Origin of the sequence: Burkholderia sp. AU45251 (genome assembly GCF_030482905.1) — a bacterium.
Classification (GTDB): Bacteria; Pseudomonadota; Gammaproteobacteria; order Burkholderiales; family Burkholderiaceae; genus Burkholderia; species Burkholderia aenigmatica.
The window spans coordinates 50341-68486 of the sequence record NZ_JAUJQH010000005.1; the positions used below are offsets into that span (position 1 = coordinate 50341).

Here is an 18146-nt window from a genome sequence, read left to right on the forward strand (position 1 = left end):
TCGGGCAGGGCTGCCGTGGCCGCGCTTGCCGCCCGCGGCAGCCGCTGCGTGGTGCCGGCTCAGGCCGGATACGCATCGTCGACTTTCAGGTTCGCGAGCCGGAACAGCGTGCGCAGCGTCTGCGGATGAATGTCGCGGTGCGCGGCGAGCGACGTCAGCATGAAGTCGAGCACCTTCGCGTAGCGGAGCAGCACGAGGCAGCGCGCCAGATCGGGCGTGCGGCCGCGCATGTCCTCGGCGAGGTGGACCATTTCGGTGGACAGCGAGCGCGCCATCTCGAGTTCCATCTGCTGTTTTTCGGTCCAGTCGGGCAACGGCTGTTCGAGCAGCTTCGCGAGAAAGAGCTGGAACGACGTGTCGGACGAATTGGGCAGCGCATCCATGAAGGGCCTCGTTGCTTGCGCGGATCGATCGGGCGTATCCGGTGGGTGCGCCCGAGGGTGGATTCGTGTCCGCGCGATGAACGGCGCGGCTGTCCCCCGAATGGAATGCAGGTTCCGTACCAGCGCCGCGAGACCATTGTCGAGCAGGGCTGAGCCGCGCTGCGGCGCGCGGCGGCGAGTCCCGCCGATACTGGGGAGCGGAGGTGATCGAGGCGGCCATCGACATGCGCGGCGCGATGCATGTCGGGTACGGCGGGCGGTGCGGCGAGGCGAAATGCTTCACGGATGTAACGTAACGGCGGGATAAATTGCGCGGCGCGTGCCTCGCCGGATCGACGAAACGAGGCGGCCCGTGCGTGCCGCCTGCGCCTGCCAAGCGTTCGGCCGGCCGGACGCGGTGGGACGGGACGGCCGCCAGGGTCGGCAAAAACCGCAGGGGAATGTGACGAGTGTTTCAAAACCGAGACGGATTCGCCGGCGGCGATCCGGTTGCGCGACCGCCCAACTGGCAACTGGCCCAGCGAATTACCGGCCAATTGTCCATGGGCAGGCGGCGCGCGTTTGCCAACAATCTCCCGATCATCCCTGCGAGGTTCGACATGAGCGTCCACGCCTTCTTCTCGGCCAACCTGTTGCTGGCCTACACCGCCTATTTCATCGGTACGGCCAGCCCCGGGCCGAGCAATCTCGCGATCATGTCGGTCGCCGCGAACCAGGGCCGCAAGGCGGCGCTCGCGTTCGCGCTCGGCGTCATTTCCGGGTCGATGTTCTGGGCGACGGTGGCGGCGCTCGGCGTGTCGGCCGCGCTGCTGGCGTGGTCGAAGCTGCTGGTCGCGATCAAGCTCTTCGGCGGGGTGTACCTGCTGTGGCTCGCGTTCAAGTCGGGGCGCACGGCGCTGTCGGGCAACGCGGCAGCGTCGCTGAACGCGGCGGGCGAGCAGCGGCTCTCGCGCTTCTATGTGCGCGGCGCGATGCTGCACCTGACCAATCCGAAAGCGATCCTCGTGTGGGTGTCGATCGTCGCGCTGTCGTCGAACGGCGCGGGTGCGTCGCATGGCGCGGTCGTGCCGGGCTGCCTTGCGATCGGGTGCCTGGTGTTCGGCGGCTATGCGCTCGTGTTCTCGATGGACGGCGCGCGCCGGCTGTACGTGCGCGGCCGGCGCGCGATGGAAGCGTGCCTCGCCGTCGTGTTCGGCGTCGCGGGGATCAGGCTGCTGGTGTCGAACGTCTAAGGCGGCACGCCCGCGCATCTAGCGGGCGGCGCGCCGGGTGGCCGGGCGCGCCGTGCTGCCCGGCTGCTCCGCCGGGCGCGTGAACAGCGACACGATCGTCTGTCGGAGCCAGCGGTGCGCGGGATGGCTGTCCCAGCGTTGATGCCAGATCACGCAGTAAGGCCGCGCGGGCATGCGCACCGGCGGTTGGCGCGACACCAGTTGCTTTTCATGGATCGACAGATCGAGCAGCGTGGTCGGCAGCACGCCGATGAAATCCGACTCCCGGATGATCGCCAGCGCGGGCGAGTACGCATTCAGCGTGAGGACGAGATTGCGCTGCAGGCCATGCGCCGAGAGCAGGCTGTCGTACACCGGCACCCGCATGCCGGAAAACCCGACGTCGAGATGCCGCGCCGCGAGGAAGCGTTTCAGCGTGAGCGGCCCCTTGGCGAGCGGGTGATCCTTGCGCATCAGGCAGCTCCAGTGGATCGGCCACATCTCGTGCGTGCGCACGCCGTTGCTCGGGCTCGAGTCGTTCAGGTAGCCGCCGATCGCGAGGTCGACGCCGCCACGGTCGAACATGCCCGGCAGGTCGGCGACGCTGAACGGCGTGAGCTCGATCCGCATCGATGGCGCATGCGTGCCCATGTATTGCGCGAGGCGCGGCATGATGCGTTCGACCGAGTAGTCCGACATCGCGATCGTGAAGGTGCCCCGATGTTCCTGCGGGTCGAACTGGTCGGGCGAGATCGCCTGCTTCAATGCGTCGAAGTGCGGCTGGACCGCCGACCACAGCTCGCGCGCACGCGCGGTCGGCCGCACACCCGAGACGGTCTTCTCGAACAGCACGTCGTCGAGCGATTCGCGCAGCCTGCGCAGCGCATTGCTGACCGCCGACTGTGAAAGCGCCAGCCGCTCGGCGGCGCGCGTGACGTTGCCTTCGGCCATCAATGCCGCGAACACGCGCAGCAGGTTGAGGTCGAGCTGGCGGAACACATCCTTCATCGCACCTCTCCCGTTTGAGTGCCGGCCTCCCGTGCGCGGCGCGGGAACCGGAACGTCGTGGCGGCCAGTGTCCGGTCGGCGGACCGTTCGGGCAACGCGCGTTTGCCCTTGTGGCGCGCCGGCCTGACGACGCAACGAAGCCGCGCGACGGCGCACACCATTATTCACGTTGGTGATGATCATATTCCGGAAATCCGTTGGACGCGGTAACGGTGCGCATCGAACATGAGCACGAAACCACTGCAGCCAGCAGATGGAGGAGACAGACGATGAAAGAGGATGCAGTGAATCCGGCCGGCACCCTGGCGCTCGATCGCCTTTCGGCTGCGGCGCAGCCGTCTGCGCGGGCAGGCACGATGCGCGACGTCGCGGCGGCCGCGGCAGGCAACGCGCTCGAATGGTTCGACTTCGTGATCTACGGCTATTTCGCCAGCGTGATCGCGAAGCTGTTTTTCCCGGTGGCCGGGCAGGTCGGGTCGCTGTTGCTCGCGACGGCGACCTTCGGCGTGGGGTTCGTCGTGCGGCCGCTCGGCAGTGTCGTGCTCGGGCTGTACGGCGACCGGTACGGCCGCAAGGCGGCGATGTCCGTCACGATCTGGCTGATGCTGGCCGGCACGGCCGCGATCGCGGTGGCGCCGCCGTATGCGCAGGCCGGCTGGCTCGGCGCGACGATCCTCGTGCTGGCGCGGCTCGTGCAGGGCTTCGCGGCATCGGGCGAATTCGGCAGCACCGTCGCGTTCCTCGCGGAAAAGGCGCCGCCGCATCGACGCCATTTCTTCGTGAGCCTGCAGATGTCGAGCACGATGCTGGCCATCGTGCTGGGCGGCACGATCGGCACGATCCTGACGACGTCGCTCAGCCAGCCTCAGCTCGAAAGCTGGGGCTGGCGCGTGCCGTTCGTGGTCGGCCTGCTGATCGGCCCGGTCGGCTTCTACATCCGCAGGAGCGTGTCGGAAACCGATGCGTTCGTGCACGGCGAAGCGCTGCCGGTCGCACAGGTGCTCAAGCGCCTGTTCGGCGAGCACCTCGCGTCGTTCCTCGCGGCGATCGGCGTGACGATCGTCAGTACCGCTGCGTTCTACATGTATCTGATCTACATGCCGACGTTCGCGGTGAAGCAGCTCGGGTTGCCGATGTCCGCGCCGTTCATGAGCACGACGGTCGCAGGCATCGTGATGGTGGCGATCGCGCCGCTCGCTGGCCTGATCGGCGACGTCTGGCGCCGGCCGGTCGCGATGGTCGCCGCCGCGATCGTCGTGCTTTCTGCGATTACGCTGCCGCTCTATATGTGGGTCATTGCGAGCCCTTCGCTGCGCAACCTGCTGATCATGCAGGCCGCCGCCGCCGCACCGATGGGCGTGCTCGTCGGGCTGGTGCCCGCGCTGTCGGCGCGGGCGTTCCCGGCCGCGGTGCGCAGCACCGGGCTCGCGGTGTCGTACAACATCCCGACGACGGTCTTCGGCGGCTTTTCACCGCTGATCGTCACGTGGCTGATCGCGACCACGCACAACAAGGCGTCGCCCGCGCTGTACATCGTCGCGATGTCGGTCGTGAGCCTGGTCGCGCTGGTCGGGTTCCGACGCATGCCGCACGAATAAGCGAACCGGATTCAGTCGCCGTTTGTTTCTGTGAAATGCAGGATAACGAAAGAATTAAGCGTACTGGAGTGGTGGCATCGAAATGACCGGTCTGTGCGGCCGCTCCCTCACCCTCAACAGGAGAAGTCCCGCATGAAATTCACCCCCACCTTCGCGCCGCCCAGCGAGGCGGAACTCAAAGGACGCCTCGACCGCGTGCGTGCACGCATGGCGGAAGCCGGCCTCGATCGCTACGTGGCGTTTTCGCCGGACAACATCTACTACCTGACGAACTTCGCGAACATCGTCCATGAGCGGCCGTTCGTGCTGGTCATTTCGCGCAGCGGGCCGCCGCAGTTCGTCGTGCCGCAGCTCGAGCAGCCGCATGTGCGGACGCGCTCGATCGGCGAACTCGAGATGATTCCGTACTTCGAATTCCCGGCGCCGGCCGGTCGCGAATGGAGCGACCGCTTCAAGGCGCTGTTCGGGCCGGGCGAACGCGTCGGCGTCGAGTCGGTGTGTCCGTTGCAGGTCTATGCGCAGACGCCGGGCGAGCGCGTGTGCATCGACATCATCGACGATGTCCGGATGATCAAGTCCGACTACGAGATCGGCCGCCACGTGTATGCGTGCGGGATCGCCACCGACGCGCACAACCTGCTGCTGAGCGAAGCACGCCCGGGCCTCGGGATGGCGGAGATGTCGTCGCGCGTTCGCGGCTTCATCATGCAGCGGCTGCTGGGCGACGATCCGTCGCTGAACCCGTCGGCCACGCGGATCGTCGCGGTGTTCCAACCGGCCAGCGTGTCGCACGATCCGCACAACTTCAGCAACATCGACATGCGGATGGAGGAGGGCGGCCCGCACGTGTCGATCGTCAATGCGGTGATGAACGGCTACGGCGCGGAAGTCGAGCGGACCTTCTTCCTCGGCCACGTGCCCGACGCGGCGCGCCGCGCGTTCGACGTGATGTCGGAAGGGCGCCGGCTGGCGTTCGATGCGGCGACGCCCGGCGCGTTGCTGAGCGACGTCGATCGCAAGGTCAACGACTATTTCCGCCGCGCGGGGATGGGCGACCGGCTGCTGCACCGGACGGGGCACGGGATGGGTGTCACCGCGCACGAGGCGCCGTTCTTTGCCGAAGGCGACGACCGGCCGATCGAGAAGGGAATGTGCCTGACGATCGAGCCGGGCATCTATATCGAGGGTGTCGGCGGCTTCCGTCATTCCGATACGGTGCTGATCGGCGATGAAGGCCCGGTTCAGCTGACCGGCGGGCCGCTCGATCTCGACGCGTTGACGTTCCCGGTTCGGGCGTAGTGACGCGCAGGTGCAAAAAAAGCCGCTGCACGGGCGTGTGCGGCGGCTTTTTTCACGAACGCTTCGCTTCAGAAAATGAAGCCCGTATTGATGAACTTCGAGTAGTGATCCGACACGATCGAATCGAGCAGCTGCTTGCTGCTGTCGGTCTGCTTTGCCGCGACCATCGAGCGGATCGAGAACGCGCGCAGCGCGTCGCTCACCGACAGCGTGCCTTCCGCCGAATCCTTGCGGCCCGCGAACGGGAACACGTCGGGCCCGCGCTGGCACTGGCAGTTGATGTTCACGCGGCACACCTGGTTCACGAGCGGATCGACGAGCGCGCCGATCTGCGCCGGATCGGAACCGAAGATGCTGACCTGCTGGCCGTGATCCGACGTCGTCACGTAGTCGAGCGCGGTGTCGACGTCGTCGAACGGCGCGACCGGGATGATCGGCCCGAACTGTTCCTCGCGATACAGCTTCATCCCTTCCGATACCGGATACACGACGGCCGGATAGAACAGCGTCTTGCTGAACTCGCCGCCCGAATGGTTGACGACCTGCGCGCCCTTGGCCTTTGCGTCGTCGATCGCGTCCGTCATGTAGGCGGTGCGATGCATGCCCGGCAGCGGCGTGATGCTGACGCCCTTCTCCCACGGCATGCCGATCTTCAGCTGTTCGAGCGCGGCGGTGAAGCGCTTCAGGAACTCGTCGACGATCGAGCGGTGCACGAGCAGCATCTTCAGCGCGGTGCAGCGCTGGCCGTTGAACGACAGCGCGCCGAGCAGGCATTCCTTCACGGTGAGGTCGAGATCGGCGTCGGGCAGCACGATCGCCGCGTTCTTCGCGTCGAGGCCGAGGATCGCGCGCAGCCGGTGCGACTTCGGGTGCTGCTTCTTCAGGTGATCGGCCACCTTGCTCGACCCGATCAGCGCGAGCACGTTGATCTTGCCCGACGCGAGCATGTGCGGCACGACCACCGCGCCCGGCGCGTAGATCGTGTTGATCACGCCCTTCGGGAACGCGTCGCGGAATGCTTCGAGCAGCGGCTCGAACAGCAGCGTGCCGTACTGAGGCGGCTTGAACACCACGGTGTTGCCCATCAGCAGCGCGGGGATCAGCGTCGCGAAGGTCTCGTTCAGCGGATAGTTGTACGGGCCCATGCACAGCACGACACCGAGCGGCGTGCGGCGGATCTGGCCGATCGTGCCTTCCGCGATCACGAAGCGCGAATTCGCGTTGTCGAGCTCCTTCAGCGCGTCGATCGTCTGCGTCATGTACGTGACGGTGCGGTCGAACTCCTTCTGCGAATCGGCGAGGCTCTTGCCGATCTCCCACATGATCAGGTTCACCACCAGCTCGCGCTGCGCGACCATCCGTTTGATGAAATCCTGCATGCACGCGATGCGCTGCTCGACCTTCATCGTCGGCCACTCGCCGCGGCCGGCGTCGTACGCGCGCACCGCGGCGTCCAGCGCCGCGTCGCTTTCCGTTTCGCCCATCACCGGGTAGCTGCCGATTTCGACTTGCTCGACGCTGCCGTCCGCCTGCCGGACGCACACGGGCGACAGCACGGTCTTGGTCGCGCCGTCCCACGGCCGCAATGCGCCGTCGACGAGCGACACGCGCTGGTGGATCGGCGAAGTCAGCCGGTACTCGGCGGGGATGTCCTGAAAGGCGGGAAACAACTGCTGCAGGGAGGCGGAATCGGGCATGACGGTCTCGTTTGACGGGGTGTCCGGGAAGGACGGGCGATGCGAATCCTGAGCTGAGCGATCCTCGATCCTGAATCGGCATCATGACGCGCGGACGACGGAGCGTCACGCATCGGCATGGCCGAATCAAGGATTGGAACCAGTTCCATTAAAAAGGAACGCCGAGCCGAATGCAAGATTTGCCGAACGATGACGCATGCGCCGTAAGCATTTGGAAAGACTATTGCCGAATGGGCGGTATAACGCGCGCGGAGCACGCGCAAACGTTTCCCTTGGGCCGGATTACGCGGATAATGGCGCAGCGCGGCGAAGAAAAAAATGCAGTGAACCTGAGAGCATACGTAGTGAAGAACAGCAGTCGGTCCGCCGCGCTGCCGATGCGAGGTCGGCTGCCCGGAGCGCCGGGTCGGGGTTGCCCGGTCCGGCGCGTACCGGACCCGATGTGCCCCGCCGGCTTCAACGGATCCTTCGCGATTCCTCTCCCTTTTCAGCGTGGTCGTGTGCCCGGCTTCGGTTTCCGTCCGGCCGGTGCGGCGCGAAGCATGGCACGCGGCCGATCGCCGCTAGCCCCCGAATTCCCCCGATCGTACGGATCGTCGCTGCCGCGCACGGCCTGCGTATGCCGTCTGCCACGATGACGCGGCACCTGCTGCAATGCACGCGCTGCGCGACAATGCGGGTCTTCGTCACGATGCCCCGCACCTCACTGCCCATGATCCGCAAAGCGCTTGATGTGTCGACCCTGACCGGCTGCGCCCGCGCGCTGGGCGTGTTGCTGCTGGCGTGCGGCGCGGCCGCGGCGGGCGCGCAGCCTGCGCCGGCCGACGCCGAACCCGAATGCCATCCGGTGCATGTCGGCCGGGCGATCACGCTGTCGGGCCGTTACGCGCTCGACTACGGCGACGAATCGATCGGGTCGGACGTATGGTTCGAAGAGGACGAGGCATCGGCGCGGCGCTTGCCGGACCGCTCGCAACGCGCGGGCGTGATCGTCTTCACGAACCAGCGCGATGCGCTGCGCGGACTGCGGCTCCCCGCCGCGCAGCCCGACGGCGTATGCCGCTTCGACGGGCGCGCAACGGTCGTGATCCGCGCGCTGGACACCGTGTGCCCGGGGCTGGAAGCGCCCGATCGCGCGCGGCTGGTGAAGGTGGTGACGGCCGGCCGACGCGACACGCATGCGACGCCACCGCGCCATGACGCCGGCGCGACCGCGCCGTTACTCGACGTCCTCGTCGTCCACCATCTCGCCGTCATCCGCGTCGAAATCCGGCGACGCATACGCGCTCGCCTGCTCGAGCAGCCAGCCGCGAAACAGCTCCAGCGGCTTGCTGTGGCTGAGCTCCGTCGGATACACGAGGTAGTACGCGGAATCGCCGACGGTCGCCGCGTCGCACGGCACGACGAGGCCGAGCTGCTGCAACTGTTCCTCGACGAAGAATTTCGGCACGAGCGCGACGCCGAGCCCGGCCGCGGCCGCGCTGATCAGCATCGTGTGCAACTCGTAGCGCACGCCCTGCATCGTGCGGATGTCCTCGACGCCGTGCGTCTCGAACCACTGCGCCCACGCGCCGGGGCGCGTCGTCGAGTGCAGCAGCGGGTACGCAAGTAGATCCTCGACACGCTCGACGGGCCCGTCGAGCAGCGCGGGCGAGCAGATCGGCACGACTTCCTCGCCGAACAGGTAGTCGGACGATGTGCCGGGCCAGGTCGGCTTGCCGTAGTGGATCGCGGCCTCGAAGTGGGTGTCCTCGAACGAGAACAGGTCGGTGCGGCTGCCCATGTTCACGCGCACGTCGGGCGTGCGGTCGTAGAAGCTCTTGATGCGCGGAATCAGCCAGTGCGACGCGAAGGTCGGCAGCACCGCCAGCTCCAGGTAGCCGCCGCCGCTGCCGTGCGCGATGATCGACAGCGTGTCGCGGTCGAGCGTCTCCAGCGCGCGCCGCACCTGCGTGCCGTACAGCTTGCCGGCGCGCGTCAGCACGACGCGCTGCTTCACACGCGCGAACAGCCGCACGCCGAGGCTTGCTTCGAGCGTCGCGATCTGGCGCGATACCGCGCTTTCGGTCAGGAACAGCTCCTTGGCCGCGTGCGTGAAGCTCTCGTGGCGCGCGGCGGCTTCGAAAGCCACGAGCGCGCCCATGTTGGGGATCTTGAATTTACGCATGATGTTCGATTCGTCTGACGATCAGCCCACACGGCACAAGGCGGAGGGCGGAGCAGGGGGCGGCTGATAATTCCAAAAACTCATCACATATCAATTTAATCTCGCTTTACGCCCGGCTGCAACCCTTTGAATAATGCTCCCCACGCAAGGCCAGGCGCCCGCAGGGCAGCCGGCCAACGAGTTGCCGGCACGTTTGCCGGCGGTCCCCCGAGACGAGAAACCTGATGCGCAATCCGAATATCGAGAGCTTGCTGACGAAGCTGCTGGGACAGGCGAAGACCGACGCCCTGTTCTCGACCCTGAACATGCCGGCCATCCTCGAAGAATGGGAAGACGGCGTCGTGACGCGCGCGGAAATCGCGCAGGCGATGAACATGGCGCTGTTCGAAGGGCTGCTCGAACGATCGGCGAATGGCCGCGCGTACACGGCCGATGCGATCGAAAGCGGCGGCTCGGTCTATTTCGACCACGGCGCGCTGCGCACGGTGCGCTGGCCGAACACGGGCGCGCTGCCGCCGGGCGAAGCCGCGTTCACGCGCATCCTGCGTCCGCTCGGCTTCCGCCTGAACGGCCGTTACCCGCTCGACAAGCTCGGCATGACGGGCCGCGCGTATGCGCATGAAGACGCACCGGACGAAATCGCGCAATTCTTCGTCAGCGAGTTGCATCCGGAACGTTTCTCGAAGGAATTCCAGCAGGCCGTGACGAACGTCGTGAGCACGTCGCGCGATCCGCTGTCGCCGGCCGCCGTCGCGCTGCTGTGGGAAGTCGAGCGCGAAGGCTGGCTGTCGCTCGACGCCGCGCACGCGCTGCTGCCGGAGATCGTCGGGGCGTTCGCGCGCCAGCACGACCTGCCGAACGAGCTCGACTACGAGACGCTGCTGCTGGAATCGGCGGAAATGGCGTGGATCTCGACCGAAGGCAACGCGTTCAACCATGCGACCGACCGCGTCGCCGACGTGTTCAAGCTGTCCGACGACGAGAAGGCGAAGGGCCGGCCGATGAAGCCGGAAGTCGAGCGCTCGCGCTCGGGCCGCGTGTTCCAGACCGCGTATCGCGCGGATACCGTCGAGCGCGAGTTCCGCACGCGCGACGGCAGCACAGTGAAGCGCAACGTGCCGGGTTCGTTCTACGAGTTCATCACGCGCAAGCGCACGTTCGACCAGGCGGCACGCCGCTGGGTGACCGACCTGCGTTTCGATGCGGGCAACGCGCAGGGCATCTTCAAGATGACGGCGAACGCGGCGAAGTAACGCAGCGAAAGCGGGGCGCGCCGCTTCCGGAAGAAGTGAGCCGATCGGGCAGGGCGCGTACGCGTCCTGCCCGATTTGCGTTGGGCGGCCCGCGACGCAGCGGAATACGCGCGGCCGGCCGGGCCGTCATCGCAACGATGATGCGCCGCCGGCATGACCACCGCCGGCCTTGATGGACGGGCGCCGGCGCGGTTTCCCACCGCAACTGTCGACCCACGGCTCCCCGTTGCGCGGGCCGCGGGCCGGCCGCGAGCGCGGAACTTGATGACAAATCCTCACAACATAGTTCCGATATTTCGTTTGCTGCACGGGTATTGGCTACCCACAATCCATTCACCTCTTTCGCGATGAAAGGTTCTTCGGAGACGGAGCCGCGGCGATCGACCCGCTAGCAGGGCGTGTTGCATGACGCCCCGCCGGCGGACGAGATGACCGGCACGCGAGAGGTTGCCGACGCGCGGCAGTCGCGTGTTGCATCCCGGCCCCCAGAACAAGGATTGTCATGACGTTCCGCATTCGTTCGCTTTCCGGCGTCGCATTGACCGCCGCGATCCTCGCGCTCCAGACGGGCGCGGTTCATGCGCAGGAGACGGTCGTCAAGGTCGGCGTGGCCGGCCCGCTGACGGGCGGTGGCGCCGCGTACGGCAAGGACATCGAGAACGGCGTGCGCATGGCCGTCGACGAAGCGAATGCCGCGCATACGACGGTGGGCGGCAAGCCCGTGAAGTTCGTCGTCGCGTCGCAGGACGACCAGAGCGATCCGCGCACCGGCGTGCAGGCCGCGCAGCAGCTCGCCGACGCACAGGTGGCCGTCGTGATCGGCCACTTCAACTCGGGCACGACGCTGCCCGCATCGAAGATCTACGCGAAGGCCGGCATTCCGATGATCACGCCGTCGGCGACCAATCCCGACATCACGCGCGCCGGGCTCGGCACCGTGTATCGCGTGATCGCGACCGACACGCAGAACGCCGGCAACGCAGGCGCCTATGCGGCGAGCGTGACCAAGGCGAAGCGCATCGCGATCATCGATGATCGCACCGCGTTCGGCCAGGGCGAAGCCGATGAATTCGAGAAGTCGGTGAAGGCGAACGGCGGCACGATCGTCGCGCGCGAATTCACGAACGACAAGGCGGTGGACTTCAGCGCGCAGCTCACGAAGATCAAGAGCACCAATGCCGATCTCGTGTTCTTCGGCGGGCTCGACGCGCAGGCCGCGATGCTTGTGAAGCGCATGCGCCAGCTCGGCATCCGCGCGCAGTTCCTCGCGGGCGGCGGCGTGATGAACGCGAACTTCATCAAGCTGGCCGGCAATGCGGCGGAAGGCGCGTCCGTGTGGGAATACGGGCAGCCGCTGTCGCGTCTCGCGAAGGGCAAGCAGTTCGAAACGAAATTCAAGCAGAAGTACGGCATCGACATGCTCGCGTACGCGCCGTTCGCGTACGACGCGACGTGGATCGCGATCAACGCGATGCAGAAGGCGAACTCGACGAAGCCGGCCGATTTCAACGGCGCGCTGAAGGGCACGCGCTACGACGGCATCACGGGCACGATCGCGTTCACGAACACGGGCGACCTGAAGAACCCGAGCTCGACGCTGTATGAGGTGAAGAACGCCGCGTGGCAGCCCGTCACGACGAAATCGGCGGATTAACCCGCGCGCGGACTTTCGCGGCGATGCCGGACGTGCTGAAATGCCATCAGCGATCGGTTGCGATCGCGGCGCACGCCGGTGTGGCAGCCGCCCGGGTCTGCCCGCGCGACGCCGCGTGTGACGCGGCACGAACAACCCACGGGCATGGCCGGCTGGCCGCGCCCAACCTGTGCAACTGGAGTCAGTCGTGAGTTCTCAAGTCGTCATCGTCGGCGGTGGTGTGATCGGCAGTTCGATCGCCTATTTCCTGCGCGCCACCGATCCCACGGTTTCCGTGACCGTGATCGAGCGCGACCCCACCTACGCGCGATCGTCGTCGGCGTTGTCGGCCGCGTCGATCCGCCAGCAGTTCTCGACGCCGCTGTCGATCGAGATGTCGCTGTTCGGCATCGACTTCCTGCGCACGATCGGCGAACGGCTCGAAGTGGACGGCCACCAGCCGTCGATCGACCTGCACGAAGGCGGCTACCTGTTCCTCGCGACGCCGGCCGGCGATGCGACGCTGCGCGAGAACCATGCGCTGCAGACGAGCCTCGGCGCGGACATCCGGCTGATGGATCGCGATGCGCTGCGCGCGAAGTTTCCGTGGCTGAACGTCGACGATCTCGTGTCGGGCGCGTACGGCGTGAGCGGCGAAGGCTGGTTCGACGGCTACGGGCTCGTGCAGGCGCTGCGCAAGAAGGCGCAGGCGCTGGGGGCGCGCTATGTGCCGTCCGACGTGAAGTCGGTGGTGCGCGACGGCCGCAAGGTGACGCAAGTGGTCACGGCCGATGGCGAGCGCTATGCGTGCGACACGCTCGTCAACGCGGCAGGGGCGTGGACGCGCGCGCTGTCGTCGATGATGGGCATCGACATCCCCGTGTATGCGCGGCGCCGCAGCATCTTCAACGTGTCGTCGCCGGCGAAGCTCACGGATTGTCCGCTGCTGATCGATCCGACCGGCGTGTATTTCCGGCCGGAAGGGCGCACGTACATCTGTGGGACGTCCCCGAGCCCGAACCGCGACCCGGACGACCTGCCGCTCGACGAAGTCGACCACGACCTGTTCGACGACGTGATCTGGCCGACGCTCGCGAATCGCGTGCCGGAGTTCGAGGCGCTGCGCGTGGAGAACTGCTGGTCCGGATACTACGAGTACAACGTGTTCGACCACAACGCGATCATCGGGTATCACCCCGAGCTCGACAACGTCGTGTTCGCGAACGGCTACAGCGGCCACGGGCTGCAGCAAGGGCCGGCGACGGGGCGCGGGGTCAGTGAACTCATTCTGGGCGGGCGTTATGACACGCTCGACCTGTCGACGCTCGGCTGGGCGCGGGTGCTGGAAAACCGGCCGATCGTCGAAAAGAACGTCGTGTAGCGCGGCGTAACCCGCCCGGTGTGGTGGGCGGGGATTCTCCTTGTGTCTCAACTCATTGGCCCGACTGTGTCGGGCCTTTTTTGTTGCGCGCGCAATTGTGCGTGTCAGCCGATGCCGTAGATCGCGTCGCGCAGATCGAGCGTGTACGGGCCGTTCATCCCTTCGTAGAGCGTGTTCGACAGCGACACGACGGTGAGCCCGCGGGCGCGGTCGACGAACCACGAATGCCCGTAGACGCCGCCCCAGCGCCACGTGCCCGGGGACTCCGGCGACAGTGCCGCGCGCGGGTCGCGCAACACGGAAAACCCGATCCCGTAACCCGCACCCGGCAGATCGGGCAACTCGAGGTTGCCGGAGTGGATGCGGCCCATTTCGTCGACGAGCTCGGCCGGCAATACGGTGCCACCGCCCGCTCGTAGCGTGTCCAGCACGTTCAGCACGTCGCCGGCGGTGCCGACCATCCCGGCGCCGCCCGATGCGAATGCATCCGCGTTGAGCGCACGCGACGGCGAGTACGTCACGCCGACGGTTCCCTCGTAGATGGGTACGGCTTCGTTCTCGGCGAGCCGGTGCGGCTGCGGCGTGTCGTTGACGTAAGGCGTCGCGAGCCGCGCGGCGTCGCGTGCGACGAATCCCGTGTCGCGCGTACCGAGCGGGCGGAGCACGAGCGCATCGACCGCATCGGCGAGCGGCAGTCCGGTGACGGCCTCGATCACCGCCCCAACGACGTCGATCGACAGCGAATAGTTCCAGCCGGTGCCGGGTGCGTACAGCAACGGCACGCTCGCGATCCTGCGGATGTTTTCGGCGAGCGTGATCGATGCGCCATCGAGCCCGTCGGAGACGCCCGCACGCGCATACGGGCCCGTCGCGTCGGCTTCCGCGAAGCGATAGCCGAGGCCGGCGGTATGCGTGAGCAGGTGGCGCACCTTGATCACCGGTACGCTGCCGTCACGCAGCGCCGGGCGGAACTCGGGCAGCCAGCGCGTGACGTCGTCGTCGAGCGACAGCTTGTGTTGCGCGACGAGCGCCATGGCGGCCGTCGCGACGATCGGCTTCGTCACCGACGCGAGCCTGAACAGCGTGTCCTCTTGCATCGGCGTGCGCGCTTCGCGGTCGGCGAACCCGGCCGCACGGCGATAGACGAGCTCGCCGTCGCGTGCGATCAGGACGACCGCACCGACGAGGCGTTGCGTTTCGAGTTGACGGGACAGTACCGCATCGACGCGCTGGGTGAGTGCGGGATCGGCCGACGGTTGCTGTGATGACGCTCGGTTGGGGATCATCGAAGACTCTGTCGTGAGGGGGGAGCCGACATGTTAGGCGGCACGCGGCGGAAGTGCCACTTATCCATACATGGAACAGGGCTTCGTGCGCCGCACGGTCGACGTCGACGGCCACCGGGCGGGCGATTCAGCCGGGGGCCGCGGCGGCTCCGTGGCAGCGGCGCTCCGGCTGGCGGCGGCGCCACGTCGCCCATACGCGGGACCGCCGACAAAATAGGCCCCAAGCGGCGCGCGGCCTTCGTTAGAATCTGCTTTCGTCGAGAAAATAACGCAATTGCATGGGTGCAGGGCGGTATCGCATGACGGACACTGCTCGCCCAGATTCCATCGTTCATCTTTCACCGGAGGCGAGCATGCCTGGTTTACTTCCCGATGTTGACCGCGAGGGGCTCCTCGAATATTCGGTGGTGTACACCGATCGCTCGGTCAACCATATGTCGCAACGCTTTCAGGGCGTGATGCGCGACATCTCCGCCACGCTGAAAAAAGTCTACAACGCGAAGTCGGTCGTGATCGTCCCCGGCAGCGGGACGTTCGGCATGGAAGCCGTCGCGCGGCAGTTTGCAACGAACAAGAAGTGCCTGGTCATCCGCAACGGCTGGTTCAGTTTCCGCTGGTCGCAGATTTTCGACATGGGCAGCATTCCGTCCGAAACGACGGTGCTGAAGGCGCGCCCGGTCGAAGCGGGACGGCAGGCCGCATATGCGCCGGCCCCGATCGACGAAGTGGTCGCCGCGATCAAGGAGCACAAGCCGGATCTGGTGTTTGCGCCGCACGTCGAAACCGCGTCCGGAATGATGCTGCCCGATGCGTATCTGCGCGCGGTGTCGGACGCCGTGCATGCGGTCGGCGGCATGTTCGTGCTGGATTGCATCGCGTCCGGCACGGTGTGGGTCGATATGCAGGCGAGCGGCGTCGATATCCTGATCAGCGCGCCGCAGAAGGGCTGGAGCGCGTCGCCGTGCTGCGCGATGGTCATGCTCAGCGCGCTCGCCCGCGAACGCATCGACACGACGACCAGCACCAGCTTCGCGTGCGATCTGCGCAAGTGGCTGCAGATCATGGAAGCCTATGAAGGCGGCGGGTTCGCGTACCACGCGACGATGCCCACGGACAGCCTCACGACGCTGCGTGACGTGATGAAGGAAACCGAGTCTTACGGTTTCGACAAGGTGAAAGCGGAGCAGCTCGAGCTCGGCACGCGCATTCGCGCGCTGCTGGCCGACAAGGGTTTCCGCAGCGTCGCGGCCGAAGGCTTCGAGGCACCGGGCGTCGTGGTCAGCTATACGGACGACGACGGGATTCGAACCGGGAAGAAGTTTGCCGACGTCGGCCTGCAGATCGCGGCCGGCGTGCCGCTGATGTGCGACGAGCCGGAGGATTTCAAGACCTTCCGTCTCGGGCTGTTCGGCCTCGACAAGCTGCATGATGTCGATGGGGCGGTTGCACGGTTCTCCGACGCGCTGGATCGGATTCTCTAGCAGGCTGTTGAAATCGGGAACGGTATAAACGGGCCCGGAGGACGGTGCGTTAGAGATATGCAGCAGTTTCTTTCGCATCGTCGCTCATTGCGACAGTGTCCCGGTCGGAGTTGGCCGGGTAATCGGCGACGGCGGCTGTTTCGTCGAGATCGTCGATATCGCGGTGTTGCCCGCTCACCAGAAGAAGGGCGTAGGCGACCTGATCATGCGGGCGCTCATGGGCTACATTCACGAGCATGCGCGGCCGACCGCCTATGTCAGCCTGATGGCCGATCACGGGGCGCCGAAGTGCTACGAGCGTTACGGCTTCCAGCCGTCGCTGCTGCCCGACAAGGCAGGGATGTTCCTGCGCATCGCGTCACGCGCGGGACGCCGATGCAAGCCGTCAGATGTGGTGGTGCACGATCTTGACGCGATGCCCGAGAATCTTGCCGAGTTCGACGGCGAGACGTGGCTCGATCAACTAGTTCGTGAACCCGAATCCGAGATTGCCGAATGCCCAGTCGAGCTCGAGGAACGTCCAGTCGACGATGCGTGCCGAGCCGCCGCATGCGGGGCAGGCGAGCGTGTCATCGGCTTCGTTCGAGTACCAGGCGCCGACTGCGTCGCCCCAGGGCACCTCATCGAGTGAGTGAGACGCGCCGCAGTGTGGACAACGTACGTCGTTGGGCCCCGGGCCTGAATGAAAGACCGTGCGTTCGGTCTCGAGGCCGACGCCACACCAGTCGTTGCCGAGATTGATGAACTCGGACCACGCATCGGCATTCGGGCCGGGACGATAGATATCGCCGTGCAGCCCATTGCCGCTTTCGGGCACCGCTTGCACGATGCCTTGCTCGGCAAGCCATGCGATGCCGCGTTGCGCGAGGATCGGTGCTTCTTCAAGGCTTGCGTCGATATCGACGACCCAGACGATATTGTCACTCATGGCGAATCGGGTTATCTGATCGGATGGTCGGGGTTCACTGGCTCAGTCACTCGATTGTCGGCGATCCGAACGTGCCTGTCGAATGACCCGGATTGGACCCTGTCGCCGGTACTCCACAGTACCGATGAAGGCTTCCTCGACGGGGAGGACGATCGAACGATGACACGGCCGGCGCGTTTCGTCACGACGTCGGCAACGTTCAACCGGCTGCCAGGCGCTGGTTCGGGTAAGGGTCTTCATCCGAAGACTGGTGCCAGACGGATCGATCGGCCCGCTGGAGTGCTTCAGCATGTTTTTCCCTGAGCCGTTCGATGTCCGACGCCGCCAACAGGTTTTCCGAGGCACGGATCGAGTCGCCGCTGGTGAGATACAGATAGAGCGCGGTCAACTCCTCCAGTTCTGGCGCGTCCGATTTGACCGCGAAGATGGCTGGATCGGTGTCGGTCGGATCGATCTCGACGCTCGGGGCGTCGCTTTTCCTGTCGCGGAGGTACAGGCGCGTCCAAAGCCTGCTGTTGACCGGATAGGCGTCGCCATCCGTATCCACATTCCGTGGGTGCCCGTACAGCAGGTCGATAAAGCATCTGAAATCCGGGCGGTTCCTGGCGATCTTGACGGTATGCATTGGGTTCCTGGCTGTTCGCACGCTGCTGTGGATCGCAGCAGGAAGCGATTCTAAATCGCTATGTCGAAAGACGCTTCATCCGCGTTCTGGCGGTGTCGAAGGCGCTTGTCGATGTTTGGCTGGACTGAATTGGCTGACCACATTTCTCCTCGGCAACCATGCCCGTCTCATCTCTTCAATCATCGCCGATGACGAA

At 66.1% G+C, this 18146-nt stretch carries 15 protein-coding genes and 1 pseudogene; 8 read left to right on the forward strand and 8 right to left on the reverse strand.

What is annotated here, in order from left to right:
- Window positions 1-59: 59 nt before the first annotated feature.
- Complete coding sequence (locus QZM67_RS13660) at window positions 60-383, reverse strand: hypothetical protein (RefSeq protein ID WP_021162626.1); 324 nt, start codon at window positions 381-383, stop codon at window positions 60-62.
- Window positions 384-982: 599 nt separating this feature from the next.
- Between QZM67_RS13660 and QZM67_RS13665 the strand changes: the two genes are divergently transcribed.
- Window positions 983-1615 (forward strand): LysE family translocator, encoded by a 633-nt coding sequence (locus QZM67_RS13665; protein ID WP_175022371.1) that lies wholly within the window; start codon window positions 983-985, stop codon window positions 1613-1615.
- Between the two features lie 18 nt (window positions 1616-1633).
- On the opposite strand, the gene QZM67_RS13670 is transcribed toward QZM67_RS13665, so the two are convergent.
- A complete protein-coding gene (locus QZM67_RS13670) occupies window positions 1634-2602 on the reverse strand; it encodes a LysR family transcriptional regulator (protein WP_301803919.1) in 969 nt (322 codons plus the stop codon).
- Window positions 2603-2871: 269 nt separating this feature from the next.
- On the opposite strand from QZM67_RS13670, the gene QZM67_RS13675 reads away from it, so the two are divergent.
- Window positions 2872-4200 carry an MFS transporter gene (locus tag QZM67_RS13675; protein WP_301803921.1) on the forward strand — a complete coding sequence of 443 codons (1329 nt, stop codon included), beginning with the start codon at window positions 2872-2874 and terminating at the stop codon, window positions 4198-4200.
- A 132-nt stretch (window positions 4201-4332) separates the two neighbouring features.
- Complete coding sequence (locus QZM67_RS13680) at window positions 4333-5499, forward strand: Xaa-Pro peptidase family protein (RefSeq protein WP_301803923.1); 1167 nt, start codon at window positions 4333-4335, stop codon at window positions 5497-5499.
- 68 nt (window positions 5500-5567) lie between these two features.
- On the opposite strand, the gene QZM67_RS13685 is transcribed toward QZM67_RS13680, so the two are convergent.
- The 3 genes from QZM67_RS13685 to QZM67_RS13695 form a co-directional block, all read right to left on the reverse strand.
- Complete coding sequence (locus QZM67_RS13685) at window positions 5568-7196, reverse strand: NADP-dependent glyceraldehyde-3-phosphate dehydrogenase (RefSeq protein ID WP_043178538.1); 1629 nt, start codon at window positions 7194-7196, stop codon at window positions 5568-5570.
- 703 nt (window positions 7197-7899) lie between these two features.
- On the reverse strand, window positions 7900-8376 hold the full coding sequence (locus QZM67_RS13690; RefSeq protein ID WP_301803925.1) for a hypothetical protein: 477 nt from the start codon (window positions 8374-8376) through the stop codon (window positions 7900-7902).
- Window positions 8377-8415: 39 nt separating this feature from the next.
- A complete protein-coding gene (locus QZM67_RS13695; RefSeq protein WP_043178535.1) occupies window positions 8416-9363 on the reverse strand; it encodes a LysR family transcriptional regulator in 948 nt (315 codons plus the stop codon).
- A gap of 224 nt (window positions 9364-9587) precedes the next feature.
- Between QZM67_RS13695 and QZM67_RS13700 the strand changes: the two genes are divergently transcribed.
- The 3 genes from QZM67_RS13700 to QZM67_RS13710 all read left to right on the forward strand — a co-directional run bounded on the left by QZM67_RS13700 (window position 9588) and on the right by QZM67_RS13710 (window position 13630).
- Window positions 9588-10616 (forward strand): DUF1338 domain-containing protein, encoded by a 1029-nt coding sequence (locus tag QZM67_RS13700; protein ID WP_043178533.1) that lies wholly within the window; start codon window positions 9588-9590, stop codon window positions 10614-10616.
- 502 nt (window positions 10617-11118) lie between these two features.
- Window positions 11119-12270 (forward strand): branched-chain amino acid ABC transporter substrate-binding protein, encoded by a 1152-nt coding sequence (locus tag QZM67_RS13705; protein WP_122948785.1) that lies wholly within the window; start codon window positions 11119-11121, stop codon window positions 12268-12270.
- Window positions 12271-12457: 187 nt separating this feature from the next.
- Window positions 12458-13630 (forward strand): FAD-binding oxidoreductase, encoded by a 1173-nt coding sequence (locus QZM67_RS13710; protein ID WP_301803927.1) that lies wholly within the window; start codon window positions 12458-12460, stop codon window positions 13628-13630.
- Window positions 13631-13734: 104 nt separating this feature from the next.
- On the opposite strand, the gene QZM67_RS13715 is transcribed toward QZM67_RS13710, so the two are convergent.
- Window positions 13735-14916, reverse strand: a complete 1182-nt coding sequence (locus QZM67_RS13715) for a serine hydrolase (RefSeq protein ID WP_301803928.1) — start codon at window positions 14914-14916, stop codon at window positions 13735-13737.
- 353 nt (window positions 14917-15269) lie between these two features.
- Here QZM67_RS13715 and QZM67_RS13720 point away from each other — a divergent pair, with 353 nt between their 5' ends.
- Together QZM67_RS13720 and QZM67_RS13725 are read left to right on the forward strand one after the other, a co-directional pair.
- The gene (locus QZM67_RS13720; protein WP_301803931.1) at window positions 15270-16397 is read left to right on the forward strand and encodes an aminotransferase class V-fold PLP-dependent enzyme; all 1128 of its coding nucleotides are present in this window, start codon (window positions 15270-15272) and stop codon (window positions 16395-16397) included.
- Window positions 16398-16518: 121 nt separating this feature from the next.
- A pseudogene (locus QZM67_RS13725) lies at window positions 16519-16653 on the forward strand (GNAT family N-acetyltransferase); the annotation flags it as partial.
- Between the two features lie 207 nt (window positions 16654-16860).
- Here the strand turns inward: QZM67_RS13725 and QZM67_RS13730 are convergent.
- Together QZM67_RS13730 and QZM67_RS13735 are read right to left on the reverse strand one after the other, a co-directional pair.
- The gene (locus QZM67_RS13730; protein ID WP_301803933.1) at window positions 16861-17325 is read right to left on the reverse strand and encodes a serine/threonine protein kinase; all 465 of its coding nucleotides are present in this window, start codon (window positions 17323-17325) and stop codon (window positions 16861-16863) included.
- Window positions 17326-17524: 199 nt separating this feature from the next.
- The gene (locus tag QZM67_RS13735) at window positions 17525-17950 is read right to left on the reverse strand and encodes a hypothetical protein (protein WP_301803936.1); all 426 of its coding nucleotides are present in this window, start codon (window positions 17948-17950) and stop codon (window positions 17525-17527) included.
- Between the last annotated feature and the right edge of the window lie 196 nt (window positions 17951-18146).

What these genes read in the sequence shown, in the direction of transcription:
- QZM67_RS13695 (WP_043178535.1), bottom strand. Translation starts at nt 9,363, where the DNA reads ATGCGTAAATTCAAGATCCCCAACATGGGCGCGCTCGTGGCTTTCGAA.
- QZM67_RS13675 (WP_301803921.1), top strand. Translation starts at nt 2,872, where the DNA reads ATGAAAGAGGATGCAGTGAATCCGGCCGGCACCCTGGCGCTCGATCGC.
- QZM67_RS13735 (WP_301803936.1), bottom strand. Translation starts at nt 17,950, where the DNA reads ATGCATACCGTCAAGATCGCCAGGAACCGCCCGGATTTCAGATGCTTT.
- QZM67_RS13705 (WP_122948785.1), top strand. Translation starts at nt 11,119, where the DNA reads ATGACGTTCCGCATTCGTTCGCTTTCCGGCGTCGCATTGACCGCCGCG.
- QZM67_RS13730 (WP_301803933.1), bottom strand. Translation starts at nt 17,325, where the DNA reads ATGAGTGACAATATCGTCTGGGTCGTCGATATCGACGCAAGCCTTGAA.
- QZM67_RS13715 (WP_301803928.1), bottom strand. Translation starts at nt 14,916, where the DNA reads ATGATCCCCAACCGAGCGTCATCACAGCAACCGTCGGCCGATCCCGCA.
- QZM67_RS13670 (WP_301803919.1), bottom strand. Translation starts at nt 2,602, where the DNA reads ATGAAGGATGTGTTCCGCCAGCTCGACCTCAACCTGCTGCGCGTGTTC.
- QZM67_RS13700 (WP_043178533.1), top strand. Translation starts at nt 9,588, where the DNA reads ATGCGCAATCCGAATATCGAGAGCTTGCTGACGAAGCTGCTGGGACAG.
- QZM67_RS13660 (WP_021162626.1), bottom strand. Translation starts at nt 383, where the DNA reads ATGGATGCGCTGCCCAATTCGTCCGACACGTCGTTCCAGCTCTTTCTC.
- QZM67_RS13680 (WP_301803923.1), top strand. Translation starts at nt 4,333, where the DNA reads ATGAAATTCACCCCCACCTTCGCGCCGCCCAGCGAGGCGGAACTCAAA.
- QZM67_RS13665 (WP_175022371.1), top strand. Translation starts at nt 983, where the DNA reads ATGAGCGTCCACGCCTTCTTCTCGGCCAACCTGTTGCTGGCCTACACC.
- QZM67_RS13720 (WP_301803931.1), top strand. Translation starts at nt 15,270, where the DNA reads ATGCCTGGTTTACTTCCCGATGTTGACCGCGAGGGGCTCCTCGAATAT.
- QZM67_RS13685 (WP_043178538.1), bottom strand. Translation starts at nt 7,196, where the DNA reads ATGCCCGATTCCGCCTCCCTGCAGCAGTTGTTTCCCGCCTTTCAGGAC.
- QZM67_RS13690 (WP_301803925.1), bottom strand. Translation starts at nt 8,376, where the DNA reads ATGCGTGTCGCGTCGGCCGGCCGTCACCACCTTCACCAGCCGCGCGCG.